General features: G+C 53.2%; 17 protein-coding genes. 10 read left to right on the top strand and 7 right to left on the bottom strand.

Annotated elements, in window-relative coordinates:
• Positions 1–6: 6 nt before the first annotated feature.
• Positions 7–840, bottom strand: coding sequence for a YesL family protein (locus IAE55_RS10435; protein WP_105441574.1), 834 nt, complete (start codon positions 838–840; stop codon positions 7–9).
• 176 nt (positions 841–1,016) lie between these two features.
• On the opposite strand from IAE55_RS10435, the gene IAE55_RS33760 reads away from it, so the two are divergent.
• Positions 1,017–1,136, top strand: coding sequence for a YjcZ family sporulation protein (locus IAE55_RS33760; protein WP_208629305.1), 120 nt, complete (start codon positions 1,017–1,019; stop codon positions 1,134–1,136).
• Positions 1,137–1,194: 58 nt separating this feature from the next.
• Here the strand turns inward: IAE55_RS33760 and IAE55_RS10430 are convergent, their stop codons facing one another.
• Positions 1,195–2,760 carry a DEAD/DEAH box helicase gene (locus tag IAE55_RS10430; RefSeq protein WP_145159799.1) on the bottom strand — a complete coding sequence of 522 codons (1,566 nt, stop codon included), beginning with the start codon at positions 2,758–2,760 and terminating at the stop codon, positions 1,195–1,197.
• A gap of 323 nt (positions 2,761–3,083) precedes the next feature.
• Between IAE55_RS10430 and IAE55_RS10425 the strand changes: the two genes are divergently transcribed.
• From IAE55_RS10425 to IAE55_RS10410, 4 genes are all read left to right on the top strand, one after another.
• Positions 3,084–3,908: a YitT family protein gene (locus tag IAE55_RS10425; RefSeq protein ID WP_442793326.1), complete on the top strand. Its 825-nt coding sequence runs from the start codon at positions 3,084–3,086 to the stop codon at positions 3,906–3,908.
• A gap of 187 nt (positions 3,909–4,095) precedes the next feature.
• The gene (locus IAE55_RS10420; protein ID WP_076170738.1) at positions 4,096–4,290 is read left to right on the top strand and encodes a hypothetical protein; all 195 of its coding nucleotides are present in this window, start codon (positions 4,096–4,098) and stop codon (positions 4,288–4,290) included.
• Positions 4,291–4,634: 344 nt separating this feature from the next.
• Positions 4,635–5,807 (top strand): putative glycoside hydrolase, encoded by a 1,173-nt coding sequence (locus IAE55_RS10415; RefSeq protein WP_200631988.1) that lies wholly within the window; start codon positions 4,635–4,637, stop codon positions 5,805–5,807.
• Between the two features lie 176 nt (positions 5,808–5,983).
• Positions 5,984–7,342, top strand: a complete 1,359-nt coding sequence (locus IAE55_RS10410) for an MATE family efflux transporter (RefSeq protein WP_200631987.1) — start codon at positions 5,984–5,986, stop codon at positions 7,340–7,342.
• Between the two features lie 139 nt (positions 7,343–7,481).
• On the opposite strand, the gene pfkA is transcribed toward IAE55_RS10410, so the two are convergent.
• Together pfkA and IAE55_RS10400 are read right to left on the bottom strand one after the other, a co-directional pair.
• Complete coding sequence (gene pfkA, locus IAE55_RS10405) at positions 7,482–8,450, bottom strand: 6-phosphofructokinase (RefSeq protein ID WP_076170243.1); 969 nt, start codon at positions 8,448–8,450, stop codon at positions 7,482–7,484.
• Positions 8,451–8,467: 17 nt separating this feature from the next.
• Positions 8,468–9,499 carry a tetraprenyl-beta-curcumene synthase family protein gene (locus tag IAE55_RS10400; protein WP_442793328.1) on the bottom strand — a complete coding sequence of 344 codons (1,032 nt, stop codon included), beginning with the start codon at positions 9,497–9,499 and terminating at the stop codon, positions 8,468–8,470.
• A 326-nt stretch (positions 9,500–9,825) separates the two neighbouring features.
• On the opposite strand from IAE55_RS10400, the gene IAE55_RS10395 reads away from it, so the two are divergent.
• Positions 9,826–11,019, top strand: a complete 1,194-nt coding sequence (locus IAE55_RS10395) for an MFS transporter (protein WP_200631985.1) — start codon at positions 9,826–9,828, stop codon at positions 11,017–11,019.
• 168 nt (positions 11,020–11,187) lie between these two features.
• Here the strand turns inward: IAE55_RS10395 and IAE55_RS10390 are convergent, their stop codons facing one another.
• Positions 11,188–11,385, bottom strand: a complete 198-nt coding sequence (locus tag IAE55_RS10390) for a cold shock domain-containing protein (RefSeq protein ID WP_068694440.1) — start codon at positions 11,383–11,385, stop codon at positions 11,188–11,190.
• Positions 11,386–11,663: 278 nt separating this feature from the next.
• Here IAE55_RS10390 and IAE55_RS10385 point away from each other — a divergent pair, with 278 nt between their 5' ends.
• From IAE55_RS10385 to IAE55_RS10370, 4 genes are all read left to right on the top strand, one after another.
• Positions 11,664–11,897 (top strand): hypothetical protein, encoded by a 234-nt coding sequence (locus tag IAE55_RS10385; RefSeq protein WP_076170246.1) that lies wholly within the window; start codon positions 11,664–11,666, stop codon positions 11,895–11,897.
• A 401-nt stretch (positions 11,898–12,298) separates the two neighbouring features.
• Positions 12,299–14,089: an oligoendopeptidase F gene (gene pepF / locus IAE55_RS10380; protein WP_145159807.1), complete on the top strand. Its 1,791-nt coding sequence runs from the start codon at positions 12,299–12,301 to the stop codon at positions 14,087–14,089.
• Positions 14,090–14,174: 85 nt separating this feature from the next.
• A complete protein-coding gene (locus IAE55_RS10375) occupies positions 14,175–14,504 on the top strand; it encodes a LapA family protein (protein WP_105441579.1) in 330 nt (109 codons plus the stop codon).
• A 37-nt stretch (positions 14,505–14,541) separates the two neighbouring features.
• Positions 14,542–15,579, top strand: coding sequence for a M42 family metallopeptidase (locus IAE55_RS10370; protein WP_076170250.1), 1,038 nt, complete (start codon positions 14,542–14,544; stop codon positions 15,577–15,579).
• 180 nt (positions 15,580–15,759) lie between these two features.
• On the opposite strand, the gene IAE55_RS10365 is transcribed toward IAE55_RS10370, so the two are convergent.
• Both IAE55_RS10365 and IAE55_RS10360 read right to left on the bottom strand, forming a co-directional pair.
• Complete coding sequence (locus IAE55_RS10365; RefSeq protein WP_145159811.1) at positions 15,760–17,787, bottom strand: M56 family metallopeptidase; 2,028 nt, start codon at positions 17,785–17,787, stop codon at positions 15,760–15,762.
• Positions 17,788–17,789: 2 nt separating this feature from the next.
• Entirely contained in the window at positions 17,790–18,218 is a 429-nt protein-coding gene (locus tag IAE55_RS10360) for a BlaI/MecI/CopY family transcriptional regulator (RefSeq protein ID WP_438822522.1), read from the bottom strand.
• Positions 18,219–18,330: the final 112 nt, after the last annotated feature.

Below are 18,330 nucleotides of genomic sequence, written 5' to 3'. Positions count from 1 at the left end.
GCTGGCTTAGTTTCTTTTACCCGGCTCATCACCATTTGAAACGCTTTCCTCGTACCATTCATCTCTCTTGTCCGGATCACCCTGCAAACTTACGGAATCATCTGCGTCAGCAGCTTCCTGCTGTGCCTCTTCTTCCTTCTGTTTGAGCCGCTCCGCTTGCTCCTGCATCTTCATGTAGGTGCCGTAGAAGTTGAAAAACGCCCACAATGCGATGACGCTTCCGCCAAAGAAGAAGATCAGCGCTGGATACTTGGACCCGATAAACAGGACGACCGCACTCCCGAGCACGGTAGCAAGCACCCGGAAAGGCCGGATGATCGTAATCAGAACCGCGTTCTTCAAAATCTGTCCGATGGACATATGGTAATGAACGATCATCGAAAAAAAGTTGAACATCGACAGGAACAGAACGATCAGCAGGATCAGCATCACAATCCCGATCAGCTGCATATTGCGGAACTGGGTCATATAGACCGTATAATCCACCATCATAATAACCAGCAGCAGCACGTAGAAAATACCGCCGACCATACTTTGTTTGTAGTTTTCCTTGTACGCTCTGAAATAGGTGCTGAAAATTTTAATATCGGTATCGCCCATCACCCATTTGCGCACCACTGCAAACAGCGCCGCTGTTGCAGGGAACAATGTAAACGGTGCCACGATTCCCATGGCCCAGTTCATCTGCAGCGACTCGTTAGCCCCCGTTACCAGCAGCTTCGTCACCAGAAAAAAGAAGAATGGGATCGAACACAGCATCCACAAGATATTGCTGTAAGCTATCCGGGTAATCCACTCTGTAATTTTGTAAATTCCACCCATTGCACCTTTGAATTCCAAGTAAAAGTCTCCTCCTCCACTAACATGCCTGTACCTTAATAATACCGCATTAGGGACATACATTGCCAGAGCCTAATTTCCGGCATCTGGGTGTTGGTCTATACATGCGGGCAAAAACCGTCATAAGATACACCGTAAACCAAAAGAGTTCAACTTTTTGAAGGAGGTTATGTTCAATGTCTCACGCTGTAGGCGGAGTTGGTTATGGTTACGGTCATGGCCTTTGGGGTTCCACAGGCGCCATTCTGGTGCTGTTCATCCTGCTCGTCATCATCACTCGCGCATTTATCTGGTAATTGATGATATGAAAAAAGAGGCGAAGTGCACGCGGCACTTCGCCTCTTTGTTATGTTCTTACTTCTCGAAAGAATCTTCGCGTTTCGTAGTACGGCGTCCCTCGCTGCTGCTGGTCCGCGGTTTGCGGTCGCCGCGGTACGAATCCCCGCGTCCGCTGTAGCTCTTGCTGTAGCCGCCGCGTCCGTCGCCGCGGTCACGGTTGTACCCTCCGCCGCTTCGGCTGCCGCTGCTGCCGCCGCGGTAGCCGCCGGACGGTTTGCGTCCGCTGCGCAGGTCCGGCTTACCGCTTTGACGGCGCTTGACGCGGATCGGGTCTTCCGGCGTCAGCTGGATATCCGAATCCTTCTTCTCGCCTGTCAGCATCTTCAATGCCGCAGACAGCAGCTGCACGGAGTCGTACTGCTCCAGCAGTTGGATCGCTAGTCCTTTGTATTCGTTCAATTCGCCCTTTTCCACGGTTTCAAGCAATCTTTCTGCCGTCACGCGCTGTTTGCCTTCGATGGCTTCGGCCAGCGTAGGCAGCGGCTTGCGCGGAATCCGGTGGCGGGTTACGCGTTCGATCAGGTGCAGATGATCCATTTCGCGCGGAGTAACGAAGGTCCATGCGGTACCTTCTTTGCCGGCACGGCCGGTACGTCCGATCCGGTGCACGTAGCTTTCCGGATCCTGAGGAAGGTCAAAGTTCACGACGTGGGTAACACCGGATACGTCAAGGCCGCGGGCCGCAACGTCTGTAGCTACCAGCACGTCGATGCTTCCGTCACGGAATTTACGCATTACGGTGTCGCGCTGGTTCTGGGACAGGTCCCCGTGCAGGCCGTCTGCGGAATATCCGCGCTTCTGCAGGGCTTCAGCCAGCTCGTCGACACGGCGCTTCGTGCGTCCGAAAACGATGGCAAGCTCCGGAGATTCCATATCGATCAAGCGGCTGAGCGCTTCGAACTTCTGGCGTTCCGGCACTTCGATATATGCTTGGTCGATCAGCGGTGCGCTGACTTGTTTCGGAATGACGGAAACATGCTCCGGATTTTTCAAAAATTGCTGGGCCAACTTCTGAATGTTCGGCGGCATCGTAGCGGAGAACAGCATCGTTTGGCGTTCTTCCGGTACCAGCTTCAGGATCGATTGGATATCCTCCATGAAGCCCATATCCAGCATTTCGTCGGCTTCGTCCAAAATGACGGTTTCGACGTCGTCCAGGCGGATCGTTTTGCGGTTAATGTGGTCAAGCAAACGGCCTGGCGTGCCGATAATAATTTGGGGCTTCTTCTTCAGCGCACGGATCTGGCGTCCGATGTCTTGACCGCCGTAAATCGGCAGCGAGCCAATTCCTTTGAAACGGGTCAATTTTCCGATTTCCTCTGCGACCTGAATCGCAAGCTCCCGAGTAGGTGTCATAATGAGGGCGACGATTTTATCCGTATCTTTGGAAATTTTATTAATCAGCGGAATACCAAAGGCAGCGGTTTTGCCTGTACCCGTCTGTGCTTGGCCAATCATGTCCCGTCCGCTCATTGCGATCGGAATGGATTGTGCCTGAATCGGTGTCGCTTCCTCAAATCCAAGCTCCGTAATGGCCTGCAATACCTTTGGTTCGAGGCCTAATTCTGCGAAATTTTTCAAATTTTTCATACTCCTTCTATAAAGTGGACATACCACAATCTTGTCTGTATTCTTAAGTAGCGGTAAACATTATATAGGGTAGCCAAACTTCGATCAAATTTTTCATGGCTTCGATTCTCTATAGCGTTTATCCGGGCAAACAAAACAGCCTACAGAATTTAGTAAACGGTAATTATTCTCCTGAAACAATGCAAAATAATACTATTGTACAACCGTACTCAAGAACATCTAATACATTATATCACAAACCAAATTACAAACACCAGTCAAGCTGAAACAACTTTCAATAATCTTGCAGAAAATTACATAATGAGGTGATGAGCTTGGAGCTCAAAAATATTTGGAAGTATGTGGTTGTGGTCCTTGGTGCGGCTTTTATTGCCTGCGGGTTCAATTTATTCCTCGTTCCGCTTCATTTGCTGAGCGGGGGCGTGTCGGGCCTGTCCATGCTCGTGAATTATTTTACACCGATCAGTCTCAGCGTTCTTTATTTCGTGTTTAACATACCGATGCTTGTCGCCGGCTGGTTCCAGCTTGGCAAACGTTTCATTATTCTGAGCATTCTATCGGTCGTCGCCACGACGTGGTTGATCGCGGTAGTCCCCGAAACGTCTCTCGTGTCCGATACGCTGCTGGCCGCGGTATTCGGCGGCGTCCTTGTCGGGATCGGGGCAGGCATCTCTTTCCGGGCCGGGGGCTCCTCTGGCGGATTCGATATTATCGGGTCTATCGTTACCCGTTACCGCGACTTCCCGATCGGAAGCGTTCTGGTGGCCATGAACGGGGTCGTCATCCTCGCAGCCGGCTACTTACAGGGCAATTGGAACCTTGCGCTAGCCTCTATCGTTTCCATCTTCGTGACGGGCAAGGTCGTGGACATGATCCACGTCAGCCATTTCAAGGTCACCGTGTACATCATCACGAACGAGACGGACGCCCTTCTTCATCAGCTGTTGGAACGTCCGCGCGGCGTAACCAAGATCAAGACGCAGGGCGCTTTTTCCAATGTGGAAAAGGATATGCTGATGACCGTTACTACACGGTACGAATTGGCCGAGCTGAAGCGCATCATCAAGCAGACCGACCCCAAGGCGTTCGTCAACATTGTCGAGACTGTCGGAGTGATGGGTTCCTTCCGCAGAAGCTGATTTTTGTATGCGCTGTGTAAAAAAAACACCAAATGTGGTATATTAATAGTGCGCGCTTCCTACAATAGTTCCATGAGATTAGGATATACCCGAATTTCCCAAAGTACCAAAACGCTTTTCCGATTCGCCTTGCGTTGGATCATCTGACTGTGAAGATTCGAAGGAGGAAAGGGTGATTTTTGTGGAAATGGAAATGGAAACGGTAAAGTTGTCCCAAATCGTCATGAAATGGTTCCCGGATATGATGCCATTCTTGAAGCAAAATGAACTGAATTCCCTCATTGTGCTGCGGGACGGACTTAGCATTCTGGAACAAGAAGATGCCATGGAGATCATCCAGTACAGCATCTGTGAACATCAGAGCTCCGCGCTGCTTCACTGATTTATAGCAAGTAGCAAGTGCTTGAATAACATGCCATTCGCGAATGGCCGCTTTCAGCGGCAGCGCGGGTGGCATTTTTATTATCCTGAAGCGGCCACCGGGCACGGGAACCACAATTTTGTCAAAATGTTGGAAGTCGCTTTTCCCGCAAGTATTTAAGCATCCCGGTGGCAACCCTACGGAGAGGGATACCGTTTGATTCCAAGCTGATTCGTTTAAGAAAAGGAAAGGCGCCCAGATTCCAGCCGCACATCCTTCGCCAAATGATTACAAAGCTGTTGCACCAAACAGGAGGTCGTTCCGATATAATTGACATGTAAAGCCATTCAAGGGGAGAGAGTATTATGAATATTATTTGGGCGCTGCTGCTGTTGCTCGGCAGCAGTACCGGTCATCCGCAGCAGGACAGCAATCATCCGTTAAGCCAATTGTTTCAGGCAACCGTTCATTCCGCAATGATCGCATCCCAACAAGACGTTCCGGTCAGCGCAGACCACCCGCCCGTCAAGGTAGATCCGCAGGTCACCGCCCCCAAAGTCAAAGGGATTTACGTTACCGCATACAGCGCCGGCGGTTCACGCATGAATCAGCTGCTGGATCTCATCGACAAAACCGATTTGAACGCCATGGTGGTTGACATCAAAGACGATGCAGGATACATAACCTATAAGACGGACAATGCCACGTTGAAGCAGATGGGCAAACCGCAGCCGTTCATTCCCGACATCAACCAGCTGATGCAGCGCCTGAACAAGCATAAGGTGTACCCTATCGCCCGGGTGGTCGTATTCAAAGATACGGTCCTTGCCAAGAAGCGGCCGGATCTGTCGTTTAAAAATCCGGACGGAACTCTCTGGGAGAACGGCAAAGGCGACAGCTTCGTCAACCCGTACAGCAAGGAAGTATGGGATTACAACATCGCCATTGCCAAGGAAGCGGCCAAGCTTGGCTTTAAAGAAATTCAGTTCGATTATGTACGGTTCCCGGAAGGATTCGAGAAGCGAGCCGATACGCTGAAATACGTCAAGAACGGTAAATCCCGCGTGGATACGGTCGCAGAGTTCGTCCAGTATGCCCGCAAGCAGCTGGCCCCTCTCGGCATTCGCGTGTCGGTGGACATATTCGGCTATGCGGCATCCGTTCCGGCGGCCGAAGGGATCGGTCAGGATTTCGGCAAAATCTCCGAAAACGTGGACGTCATCAGTCCGATGGTGTATCCGAGCCATTACACGACGGGCTGGTTCGGTGCCCAGGATCCGGACAAGGAGCCTTACAAGACGATCAAGGGCTCTATGGCCGATACGCACAAAAAGCTGGATCCGCTCAAAGACCGCAAGCCCATCATCCGACCGTGGATTCAGGATTTTACCGCAAGCTGGCTCGGCAGCGGCCATTACGAGAAGTACGGCAAGCAGCAGGTAGAGGATCAGATCCGTGCCTTAAAAGACGCCGGCGTGGACGAATACTTGCTGTGGAACGCTTCAAATCGTTATTCCCAAGGCGTGGCCTACAAATAAGAGGTACCGCCTAGATCAAACGGCATGATTATATACGCACTTCCTTATCCCGGCGACTTTCGCCGGGTTTTATTTATTTGGAAATGCCCCTGTTCAAACCGGTGTGCCATGGTTTACAATAATAGTCTTGTCACCTTTATGTCAGAATTCAAGATATCTGTGAGGCTCATTTTATTATGAAAACAACAATGTCGCTCAAGCAAAAAACGATGCAGTTTCTCGTCATCCTGCTGCCGATTCTGGTCACGCAAATCGCGCTGTCCGCGATTACGTTTTTCGATACCAACATGTCCGGCCGGGCCAGCTCGACCGATCTCGCCGGTGTAGCGATCGGCACAAGCCTGTGGATCCCGCTCCAGACCGGCCTGAGCGGTATCCTGATGGGCATGACCCCGATCGTGTCGCATCTGGTCGGCGGCGGCAGCCGTAATAAAGTAGCGTATCACGTCGTGCAGGGCCTGTATCTCGCCATATTGCTGGCCCTTGTGATCCTTGGAATCGGCTCGCTGCTGCTTCCCGTTATTTTGGATGGGATGAACCTGGAAGGGAATGTGCGGGACATCGCTTTCCGCTTTTTGAGCTATCTGTCCATCGGCATCGTCCCGATGTTCGGTTATACCGTGCTGCGAAGCTATATCGATGCCCTGGGACAGACCCGGATTTCCATGCTGATCACGCTGATCTCGCTGCCGATTAACGTCGGCTGTAATTATCTGCTGATCTTCGGCAACTGGGGCTTTCCCCGCTTGGGAGGCGCAGGCGCGGGAATCTCATCCGCCATCACTTATTGGTGCGTGTTCCTGATCGCGATCCTGTTCATCCACCGGCTCCATCCGTTCACCGATTACGGCATTTTCCGGAAGCTGTACGGTGTATCGCTTTCTGTGTGGAAGGAGCTGCTGAAGATCGGGGTGCCGATCGGCTTCTCCATCTTTTTTGAAACCGGGGTATTCTCCGGCGTTACCCTGCTGATGAGCCGCTTCGATACGGTGACGATCGCGGCCCATCAGGCGGCGATGAATTTTGCGTCCACGCTCTATATGATTCCGCTCAGCATCAGCATGGCGCTCACCATTCTGGTCGGCTACGAAAACGGAGCGGGCCGGCTGCGGGACGCCAGACAATACAGCAGGCTCGGGATTTCCACCGCGGTGGGCCTTTCACTGGTTACCGCCGTCGTTTTGCTCGTAGCCGGACGTTATGTGGCCGGATTTTACTCAGAGGAGAGCCATGTGATCGAACTGATTCAGCATTTTCTGATCTATGCGATTTTCTTCCAAATCTCCGATGCCGTAGCCACCCCCGTTCAGGGCGTACTGCGCGGATATAAAGACGTCAATCCGGCATTCATCATTACGTTTATTTCGTATTGGGTCATCGGACTGCCCGTGGGCTACCTTCTGGCCGAGTTCACCCCGCTTCAGGCCTACGGCTATTGGGTCGGCCTAATTACGGGACTCGCGGTCGGCGCGGCACTTCTGCTCGGACGGCTCGTTAAGGTTCAGCGGCGGTTCGCTGCCCTAAGCCGAGCGTAACCGCCCGGGTTCCCCCAAGCAGTTACTGAGACTTGGCTGCGCAAGCGAAACCGGCATACCGCTTCCCTACTTTCAGCTCACTACAAAAAGGCGCTGCAGGGTTAAAACCCGCAGCGCCTTGTCAGTGTTACCGTTATGTTTATTGCGAAAGCCGTGAAGCGAGCTCATACAGCTCCCGGTTAAATTCCTTCTTCGTGTTGACGACCTTATCGATGTCCGTCAGCACGAGCTCGCCTTTAATGATGCCGCAGGCCTTGTCGGATTCACCCGCGATCAGCATACGCACCGCAAAATCGCCCAGACGGCTCGCCAGATTCCGGTCCGCCGGAGTCGGCGTACCGCCCCGCTGGATATGTCCAAGCACCGTTACCCGCGGTTCCAGAGTAGGGCAGCGGTCGGTCAGGGCTTTGGCAACCTCTTCCCCGCTTCCCACACCTTCAGCCACGAGCACGATACTGTGCCGTTTGCCATGAGCAAAGTTCTGCTTCATCCGCTCCGTAATTTCATCCATGTCATGCGGCATCTCCGGCACGAGGATCGTCTCCGCACCCGAAGCGAGGCCCGCATGCAAAGCGATATCTCCGCAGTGTCTTCCCATGACTTCCACAATGGAGGACCGCTCGTGCGAGGACATGGTGTCGCGCAGCTTGTTCACCGCATCAACGACGATGCTGACGGCGGTATCGAATCCAATGGTGTAATCTGTAAACGCGATATCGTTATCGATCGTTCCGGGCAACGCCATCGTATTGATGCCGAGCTTGCTGAGCTTATTGGCACCCTGGTATGAGCCATCGCCGCCGATGACAACAAGGCCGTCGATTCCGTGCTTGCGGAGGATTTCCGCACCCTTCTGCTGGCCTTCCGGCGTCATAAATTCCTTACAGCGTGCCGATTGGAGAATGGTGCCGCCGCGCTGGATAATATCGCCCACGCTGCGCAGATCCATCGAAAAGATGTCGTCGTTCAGCAGACCGTGATACCCGCGCTGAATGCCGTAAACCTCAAGTCCGTGATACAAGCCGCTGCGTACGACGGCGCGTACGGCTGCGTTCATCCCTTGCGAATCTCCGCCACTGGTTAATATTGCGATTTTTTTGACTGCCATGTTATTTCCTCCTCTTATCACTCGTACAAATGCTTGCGGATCCACCGGCTGTTGAAGAAGAAGAATAAGCGGGTAAGCGGGCTTCCCTTCATCAAACGTTTGGATACGGAGCGAACTTCCTGCTGCTCGCTGACTTTGGGATCGGATAAATAGATTGCCAGCAGCCCCTCAATGATCATCCGATGGAACGGGGGCACCGGGATGGCTGCAACATCCTTCCGGGCCGATTCCACAATAAAGGCAATCCGGTCCAGCATGACTTCGGGGCTCTCATAGTAATTGCAAAAATTGAGGTCTCCGCCAAGCCGATCCTCTTCCTGATCAATCAGGTAATCCAGCATAATATGCAGACAGCAAACATGTGGAAAATATGACGCATGAATGGAGGCGGCGGCAGTGCTGCTCAAATGGCGGTCGCTTGCGGCCAGAAAGAGCATGAACACGCCCAAGGTCGAACCGGTTGCCGCGGCGAACTCGTTCCATTGAAGCTGGGGAGTCCGTTCACGATGAAGCTCCCACCACGCAAGCAGCGCCGGTTCTCTTAACTCCGGTTTGATGTGCTTGTAAACCTGCAGGTCGGTATACAGGCCCGCTAAGTCCCGGATAAAGGGCATCGCGGCAGCGTAGCCGGGCAGCTGGCGTATGCAGCTTTGGCAGGTTGTCACCAACCCATGCAAATAACCTCCGTCATTTTGCTCCTGACGAAGTGCATAGTAATTGACAGGTTCAGCCGCCGGGTCGATCGCATCCAGCATCGATTGGTGAAGCAGGCGGAAATCTTCGGCTTCCATGGATGTGCTGCGGTCACACAGGTTATCCAGATAGTCGCTGATCGTCTGATAGGCCACGATGAGCTTGGTAAGTATAAGCCGCTCCGGCAGCGGAACGGCGGCGTAGACGCCTCCGCCCTCACAGTGAAACTGCTTCGTCTCTATACTCGCCAAGGCTTGCTTTCTCAGCTCGGGATTAGGGATGTTCCCTGCCTTCCTCCGCCATCCGTCCAGTTCTTTTCGCACTTCCGGCAATATATGCTTGTACACCCGGCTCATTAAACTGACAGGATTCCGGGGAACTTGATATCGAGTTTGCCTATTTTCATTCAAGACGGTGCCTCCACATTGTTGTCTACTTGTATCGATCCTAATGTCTTTTATTATAATATGGTCCTGGAATTTGCACAAATAAACCGTGCATGAATCCTCCCTTTTTTTACAACAATATGTGTCCAATTAAAGGAGTGTGCCGGGATCTCCTCGAAAAGGTAAGCTGAAAGATTCCACCGCAGCAGCATATGCTCATCTATAGTATAGCGGGCGGCATCGTGCTGCAGGGTGACTTTTTGCACAAAAATCACAAAAACATCGGGGTATGGATCATGAAACTAGAACAATCGACGCCAGACGTCAATTGGCAAAGGGCATTCACCTTTACCATCTATGGGACCAGCGTCCTGGTCGCCTCCTACTTCCAGCTTTACTTCAGCCACTTGGGCTTCAGCAGCTCACAGGTCGGCTATCTGTACGCCGTCGGGCCCTTCATCTCCATCTTCTCCAACATGTTTTGGAGCATGGCCAGCGACCGCTACCGGACGACCAAAAAGATGATGCTCCTGCTGTTTGCCGGACAGCTCGGTATGGGGCTACTCCTGTCGGCCACTTCTTCCTTTTATGCGGTATTTGCGTTGATTACGGTCTTCTACTTTTTCTACTATCCGGTATTTCCGCTGTCGGATACGATGTCGATCCAGACCGCCCAGAGGCACGGGAAAAACTTTATCGTCATCCGGGTTTTCGGTTCGATCGGCTATGCCTTCTTCGCCCTGTCCATCGGCTATGTTCTTGGCAACGTCGGCATTTCCCGAACGCTGCTTCTGGCCATAATCATTGCTGGGGCCTGCCTCCTGCTCGCCACAAGGCTCAGGGACGGCGTCAAAACGAACGGTCAGAAGATGGAATGGAAGGGCTTGTGGAACGTGCTTCGGCAAAAAGAAGTGTTGTGGTTTTTCGCAGGCGTATTCTGTCTCGCCCTCCCCTACCGGATGAATGAAGCGTTCCTGACCCTGACGCTTAAAAGCATGGGCGCTAGCGAGGGTCTGATCGGCTGGTCCCTGCTCGCAGCAGCCCTCAGCGAAATTCCGGTCTTCTTCCTGCTCAGCCGCTTCGGAGAGCGTTTCAAGGAGCTGCCGCTCCTCGCACTGGCCGCGCTGATGTTCGCTCTGCGCTTCTTCTTGATGTCGATCGCCGATCACCCCGGAACGGTCATCGCGGTCCAGACTTTACACAGCGTAACCTTCGGCATTTACTATGTGACGGCGGTCCGATACATCACCCGAATCATTCCGGATGAATTCCGGGCGACGGGACTTGCGCTGTTTACGATCGTGTGGTCGAGCGCAGCCGGGCTCGTCAGCGGAACGTTCGGCGGCGTGCTGTATGAGCAGACCGGGCGCACAACCTTCTATTTCATCGCCGCAGGGCTGGCTCTGGTCGCCTGCGCCGGTTTTTTGGCGAGACACCTGCTCGGAAATACCAAGGTTCCGGGCGCTTCAATGGACAGCCGCAAGATGTAAACCTTCAAAAAAAAGCCCATTTTCTAACCGCGGAGAACGGAAGAAAACGGGCTCTTCTTATTTCAGAAAAATATATGACAACAAAAAGGCACAGTCCCCACATGAGAACTGTGCGTAATAAGCAATTGTTAACCAAAACTTATAAGAAATCCGTTACCGGAGTCAATCTTATAATTTGATTACGTTAGCAGCTTGAGGGCCACGGTTGCCTTCAGTAATTTCGAATTCAACTTCTTGACCTTCGTCCAAAGTTTTGAAGCCGTCTCCTTGGATTGCGGAGAAATGTACGAATACGTCCTCGCCGCCTTCAACTTGGATAAAGCCATAGCCTTTTTCTGCGTTAAACCATTTAACTGTACCTTTCAAATGAACAACCTCCTAAAAATACCGCCATCTGTGGCGAATAAGTACATTATACTTCATGAACTTTGACAATGCAATCGCTCTTTTTCGTCCGAAGCTTCTTTTTAAGGAATGGCATTTGTAAATCTCATCCAGGCTAAACCATCCCGTTATCGCAAGAAAAACTGCCGCTAATTGCGGCCTGTCTTTAATGAATTATGCATGGATGACGTTTTTCTTATTTGCTTTTACACAAGCCTCTGCGGTATCATTTTACCAAAAGACCAAACGGAGAATGCGACATGATCAAAAAACATGAAATATACAAAAAAGACAAATGGAACATGATGACTGTCGAGGTCCAGGGCCGCTACATCGTCCTGCGGGAAATTTCCGATCAATGGGGTGAAGAGACCCACACCTTTATGAGCCGTCCGGCCATGATGCAGTGGGTGAACAACCGCTTTCCGAAGGAAGATTACCAGGGCAACGAGGATGAATGGCGTCAAATCATGAATGCGTTTAAAGAGGTATAATTCAGGATGGAATACGGCAGCGTCCTGGTCTTTGTTATTTTGGCCTTCTGTTTAGGCGCAGTCTTGATCATGAGGAAGGATACGATCCCGCCGAAGCTGAAGCGAGGTATGGCCATCTTCGCCCTCATCATGATCCTGGTTGCCTTTTTCCTTATTGTATACAATTTGCTTACCATGGGTTCCAGTCCTAATGGAGGATAAATAATCTTTTTCGGGTAAGGTCATACTAAGGGGTATATTTCTTCAAGACAGACCGTCAGAGGAGGCCCCCTTTCGTGAAATACTCGAAGACCCTGAAGCTTGCCGTCGCTATCAGCATGCTCTCGGTCCTATTTGTTCCTCCTGCGGCTTCTTCACACGGAGCCCGATTCATATTAACCCAACAGTCAAGGAGGATTCCGATGGAACAATTACCGAAACGTTCAGAAGTACCCGCCGAGCACAAATGGAAGATTGAGGACCTGTTCGCCAGCCAGCAAGCTTGGGACGAAACGTATGCCGAGCTTCAGCAGGAAGTGAAAAAGGCCGCCGATTTCCAAGGCAAACTGGATAATGCGGCAGCGGTGAAGGACTGCTTCGCCCTGGAGGATGAAATCTCGCTGAAGACGGAACGTTTATACGTGTACGCTCACCTGCATCACGACGAAGATACAGCCAACCCTACATACCAGGCCCTGTCGGCCAAAGCCAAAAAAATGAGCGTACAGGTGGGCGAAGCCCTCTCCTTCATCACGCCGGAAATTTTGTCGCTGCCGGACAGCAAGCTGGACGAATTTATTGCCGATCCACAGCTTGCCGAATACAAATTTACGCTGACCGAAATGAAGCGCGAGAAAGCGCATGTCCTGTCCAAAGCGGAAGAAGCGCTGCTGGCCCAGGTCGGCAACCTGTCCCAGGCACCGCAGACGATCTACGGCATGCTGAACAACGCCGATCTGAAATTTCCGAAGATCAAGGACGAGAACGGCAAGGAAGTTGAGCTGACTCACGGCAGCTACATTCAGTTCCTGGAGAACCCGAACCGCGAAGTCCGCGAGCGGGCGTTCAAAGCGGTGTACGAAACGTACGCCAAGCAAAAGAACACGATCGCGTCCACGCTGAGCGCCAACGTCAACAAGAACATGTTCTACGCCAATGTGCGAAAGTACCCTTCCGTGCTGGAAATGTCCCTCTACGGCGACAATATTCCGAAGGACGTGTATACCAACCTGATCGCCACCATCCATGAAAGCCTGCCTCTGCTTCACCGCTACATGAACCTGCGCAAGAAGCTGCTGGGCGTGGATGAGCTGCATATGTACGATCTGTTTGCTCCGCTCGTCGACGAGTACAAAATGGACATTACGTATGAAGAGGCGAAAAAGACCGTATCCGAAGGCTTGAAGCCGCTCGGCAAGGACTATCTGGCTTCCCTGCAGGAAGGCTTTGACAACGGATGGATCGACGTTTATGAAAATGAGAACAAGCGCACTGGCGCTTACAGCTGGGGCGCCTACGGCACGCACCCTTATGTGCTGCTGAACCACAAGGAAAACCTGAACAGCATGTTTACCTTGGCGCACGAGATGGGTCATGCGCTGCATTCCTATTATTCGGACAACGCGCTGAAATATCGCGATGCGCAGTATACGATCTTCTTGGCGGAAGTGGCCTCCACGACCAACGAAGCGCTGCTGATGGATTACCTGCTCAAGAAATCGACCGATCCGAAGGAAAAAATGTACCTGCTGACATATTATGCAGACCAGTTCCGGACAACGGTATTCCGTCAAACGATGTTCGCCGAGTTCGAGAAACTTGTCCACGAACGTGCGGAGCAGGGTGAAGCATTGACGCCTCAGGCGCTGTCGGAGATCTACTACGACCTGAACGTGAAATACCACGGCAAGGACATGGTCGTCGACAAGGATATCGAGATGGAATGGGCTCGCATCCCCCATTTCTACACCAGCTTCTATGTGTACAAATACGCTACAGGCTTCTCGGCGGCGACCAGCTTCTCGAAGCAGATTCTGGAAGAAGGCCAGCCGGCCGTCGACCGTTACCTCGGCTTCCTGAAGAGCGGAGGCAGCGACTTCTCGATCAATATTCTGAAGAAGGCCGGGGTCGACATGTCTTCGCCGCAGCCGGTCCGCGAAGCGATGAGCGTCTTCGAGAGCGTCATCGAGCAAATGGAACAGCTGACAAAATAAGTTGAACGGTCAGGCTTATGAAAATCCCTTGCCCGCGGGGGCGGGGGATTTTTCTACTGTCTGCCGGAGAGGGTGTTTTCAAAAAGTGAAAATGCAGTGGTCACTCATATTCGGGCTTCTGTTTGCGCTGCTCACCGCGATTTTTGCCGTGATCAACGTCGATCCCGTGAAGGTCAACTTTATGTTTGCCGAGGTGAACATTCCGCTGATTCTGCTCATTCTCGGATGTACGCTGATCGGCGGGATCATCGTCGGATCCTACGGAATTTTCAGGCAGTACAAACTTCAGAAAACAGTCAAACATCTGTCGGCCCAACTGGCTCAGGTCCAGGCCGAAACGGGGTATACCTTCCCGGATCCTGCTGCTAACAAGGCGGGCTCTGACGAAGACGCCGGCGGCTTGAAGCCGTCGTAAATGAGGAATGCAATTCTAACGGAGGAGAACCGTGAACATGTCGATACAACCCAATGAACAATACGTTTTAACCTTTTTGAAAAAGCTGCTCGACACGCCGAGCCCTACAGGATTTACGGGACACATTATGAAATTCATCGAGGAGGAAGCTGCCAGCCTGGGCATTCCGCTGACCCGGAATCATAAAGGCGGGGCGATTCTGGAGGTGCAGGGCGAGAATACTTCCCGCACGGTCGCACTGAGCGCCCACGTGGATACCCTCGGGGCGATGGTCAGAGCGGTCAAGCCTTCAGGCACGCTGCGGCTGACGTCCGTCGGCGGCTTCATGATGCACAGCATCGAGAACGAATACTGCGTCATCCATACGCGCAGCGGCAAAACCTATACCGGCACGATCCTCAGCACCCATCCGTCGGTGCATGTCTACAGCGACGCACGCGATTTCAAACGCCAGGAGGACCATATGGAGGTCCGCATCGACGAGCTGGTGGAATCCAAGGAAGACGTGCTGAAGCTGGGCATCGGGGTCGGCGACTTTGTCTCCTTCGATGCGAGAGCGACGATTACGGACAGCGGTTATATCAAGTCCCGTCATATCGATGACAAAGCCAGCGTCGCGGCGCTGTTCGGCCTGCTGGAGTCGATGAAACGGGAAAACTGGAAACCGTCCACCAATGTCAAGCTGCTGATCTCCAACTATGAAGAAGTTGGACATGGCACCGCCTATATTCCTTCGGACATCGATGAGATGATCGCCGTGGACATGGGCTGCATCGGCGACGACCTCAGCTGCAAGGAGACCGACGTCTCGATCTGTGCGAAGGATTCTTCCGGTCCGTACGACTATGAGATGACAAGCCGGCTGATCGAGCTGGCCAAAGCCGAAGGCATTCCTTACGCCGTGGACGTATATCCGCACTACGGCTCGGACGCTTCCGCCGCCCTGTCCGGCGGGAATAACATTCGCGCCGCGCTGATCGGGCCGGGCGTTCACGCTTCCCACGCGATGGAGCGCACCCATAAGCAGGCGGTGCTGAATACGGTCAAGCTGCTTGCAGCTTATATCCGCGGGTAACGCCCCAACCAATTTCATAAGCCATATGCCGGGCTCACGCCCGTCAAAGCCAAACCGGCTGTCCATCTCGGACAGCCGGTTTGTTTCTGTATGTGCTGAATCACGATATCAGCAGCGTTTATACAATGATTTCGTTCACTAATGTGAAATCTCGATTCGCTCGCCAGGCTCACGCCTGTATCAGCGTCCGCCGCCGGAAGGTACGACTGCCTGCACGGGGCCGGATTCCGCGACCGGACTATTGCCGGGTGCTGCCTGCTCGGTGGGCGCCGAAGCGTTTCCTGCTCTCTCAGCCGGGACAGCAGCAACTTGAGCATTGGCCCCTGCTTGCTTGGAGATTGGTGCCGTCTCACGAGGGGCCTGCGCCCCGGCCCGTACCGAAGCGGCGTTTTCGCTTGCGCCGGATTGCGCAGTCGCATCGCCGCCCATGGTGGAGCGGGCCGCTTTCGGCGAATAGACCGAAATGTGATCCAAGCGCTTGGTGGCATGCGGCCCGACAAATTTCAGCTCGTAATCGCCCTCTTTATAGGTAAGCACATCATCCGATCCGCTTGTCTTGACGGAGTTTGGTTTGCCTAAGGTATTCTCGATTTCCTGGAAGCTGATTTTGCTTAGATCGGTGCTCTTATCCGTACCCGATCCGAAATAACGGATGTCGTACACCACTTCGCCCTGCCCGATGCCAAAAGCGTAGCTTCCCCGGCCCGCTCCCGGCGAGTAGGAATCATAGGCGTAACGGTCGGTCGGCTGCCATGGCCGGTCTGGCTCACCCCAGGCGGCATGCACGTCCTCAATCGTTGTTTTGCCGGATACAAAGTCAGCGCCCTTTACTCTGCCCTTCTTGGCTAAAGTGGCGATATCCTTGATCTGCTGCTGGTGTCCGCTTGTTGCACTGCCGGTCCCGGATGTGCCTGAGCCGCCACCCGCAGTACCGGTGCTGTCACCTGTAGTGGAGCCTGTGCCTGCGCCATTGCCGGCATTGTCAGATCCGGAATCCGTCTGGCCGCCCGGCTCGTTCTGTCCATCCCCGTTTTGGGTCTGCCCATTCGATCCTTTCCCGTCATCCGAGGGGGTCGTGCCTGAATCCGTATTGGTACTTCCGGCCGGCGGAGACCCCTGATCCTGTGTGGATTTTCCGTCGGTCAGGGCACATCCGCCCAAGGCGAGCACAAGCACCAAACCGATCACCGTCCAGCGGATAGAAGCCGGTTTAAATGTTTTAATCATGAGTATCCTCCTTCTCAGCTGCCTGCGTGAAGCAGATAGTCTTGCGGTCCCCGGAACATAGGCATCCGTCCGGTATTGTTCCAAAAGCGTCAGAATCGTATGCCCATACTGGGCGATTTGGTTCGGATCCATCCGTCTCAATGCCAGCGCATCGGCGGACAGCTCCTGATCCTCCCGCATCCGGTAGAACCCGTACCACAGCAGCGGATTATACCAATGAAAGGCGAGGAGGATCTGCGCAACCCAATTCAGCAAAATATCCCATCTTTTCGCATGCGCCAATTCGTGCAAAAAAATATGCTTTTGCTGCGCCTCGTCAAGCTCCGCAATGCCCGGCGGCATGATCATCCGCGGACGCAGCACCCCAAACAGCGTGGGCGAGGAAACGGAGGGCGATATCTTCAGCCCGATGCTTCGCCTCACGCCCATGCTGGCTTTAGCCTCTTCAAGCATTTGAACCATTCCCGGGTCTGCCGCTTGGGAATGCCTGCCGAGCAGCCGTGCGTAACGGGTATTCGCGATGGCAAGCCGGATCAGCAGGAGCGCCGCCCCGGTCAGCCAGACCGTCATCAGGATCGAACGGACGGATAACCCGCTATCCTTTTGCTCCAGAGCTAGAGTTCCGGATTCATGGCCCCCCGTAAGTTCGCCAGGGAATAAATCCGCCTCGTCCTCCACCTTCACCGGTGGCTGTGCTTGGCCGGAGGAAGGGGGGTCCGGCGCCTGCTGCCCAAACAAGGCGTTTCCCTGACCTGCCATGGAAAAAAGGTTCCCCATGCTGAATGAACTTTCAGGCCCGGCCGGGATGATCAATCGGAGAATTAACAGCAGCCACAAGGCGTAATGCCACTCGGGTTTCAGCCATCTGCCGAACACCCGCTTCATCAGCAAAATGAGGACCACCATCATACCGGCCAGCAGCGTCGTATGGATCATCCAGTCAAACAAATCGTTCAGCAGGGGGTTCAGGTTTCCCGGCATGCTTATCCCCTCCCTTCCGGTCTGCTCGTCTCATCCAGCAGTTTGCGCAGCTCGGCGATCTCCTCCTGTGACAGCTTCTCCTCCTTGAGAAAATTCACGAGCAGCGGCTTGAAGGATCCGCTGTAAATACGCTGTAAAAAGCTCTTCGTCTCCGCCCGCTGGCATTCTTCCTCCGAGACAAGCGGGAAGTATCGGTATGGACGGCTGTCCGGATCGAATGAAGCGGCTTCCTTCGCGACGAGACGGTTCAGCAGCGTTCTGACCGTTTTCGGGCTCCAGTCCATGCGGCCGGCCAGAACGTCAATGACCTCGCCCGCCGTCAGCGGCGAGCCGGCCCACAGCACTTTCATGACCTCCCATTCGGCCTCGGAAATGACGGGAAGTTGTTTCACCGGTATATTCTCCTTTCTTGTGATCACATTTGTAATCATCATATGCATCCAATATTACACATGTAATCCAAGTTGTCAATCCGTTCTTTGCCCGGAAAAATGTCATTTGCTGAAAATGCACAGAAAAAGGGCGTTCCCATAAACTTTTATG

Origin of the sequence: Paenibacillus sp. S28 (genome assembly GCF_016624415.1) — a bacterium.
Taxonomy (GTDB): domain Bacteria; phylum Bacillota; class Bacilli; order Paenibacillales; family Paenibacillaceae; genus Paenibacillus_AQ; species Paenibacillus_AQ favisporus.
Note: the sequence above shows the minus strand (reverse complement) of the source record. Positions and strands in the feature narration are given on the sequence as shown.

Bases quoted from the DNA above. Each gene is read 5' to 3' on its own strand.
- IAE55_RS10400 (WP_442793328.1), bottom strand. From the start codon at position 9,499: ATGAGCCGGGTGTACAAGCATATATTGCCGGAAGTGCGAAAAGAACTG.
- IAE55_RS10360 (WP_438822522.1), bottom strand. From the start codon at position 18,218: ATGATTACAAATGTGATCACAAGAAAGGAGAATATACCGGTGAAACAA.
- IAE55_RS10370 (WP_076170250.1), top strand. From the start codon at position 14,542: ATGTCGATACAACCCAATGAACAATACGTTTTAACCTTTTTGAAAAAG.
- IAE55_RS10415 (WP_200631988.1), top strand. From the start codon at position 4,635: ATGAATATTATTTGGGCGCTGCTGCTGTTGCTCGGCAGCAGTACCGGT.
- IAE55_RS10395 (WP_200631985.1), top strand. From the start codon at position 9,826: ATGAAACTAGAACAATCGACGCCAGACGTCAATTGGCAAAGGGCATTC.
- pfkA (WP_076170243.1), bottom strand. From the start codon at position 8,450: ATGGCAGTCAAAAAAATCGCAATATTAACCAGTGGCGGAGATTCGCAA.
- IAE55_RS10420 (WP_076170738.1), top strand. From the start codon at position 4,096: ATGGAAATGGAAACGGTAAAGTTGTCCCAAATCGTCATGAAATGGTTC.
- IAE55_RS33760 (WP_208629305.1), top strand. From the start codon at position 1,017: ATGTCTCACGCTGTAGGCGGAGTTGGTTATGGTTACGGTCATGGCCTT.
- IAE55_RS10385 (WP_076170246.1), top strand. From the start codon at position 11,664: ATGATCAAAAAACATGAAATATACAAAAAAGACAAATGGAACATGATG.
- pepF (WP_145159807.1), top strand. From the start codon at position 12,299: ATGGAACAATTACCGAAACGTTCAGAAGTACCCGCCGAGCACAAATGG.
- IAE55_RS10365 (WP_145159811.1), bottom strand. From the start codon at position 17,787: ATGCCGGGAAACCTGAACCCCCTGCTGAACGATTTGTTTGACTGGATG.
- IAE55_RS10410 (WP_200631987.1), top strand. From the start codon at position 5,984: ATGAAAACAACAATGTCGCTCAAGCAAAAAACGATGCAGTTTCTCGTC.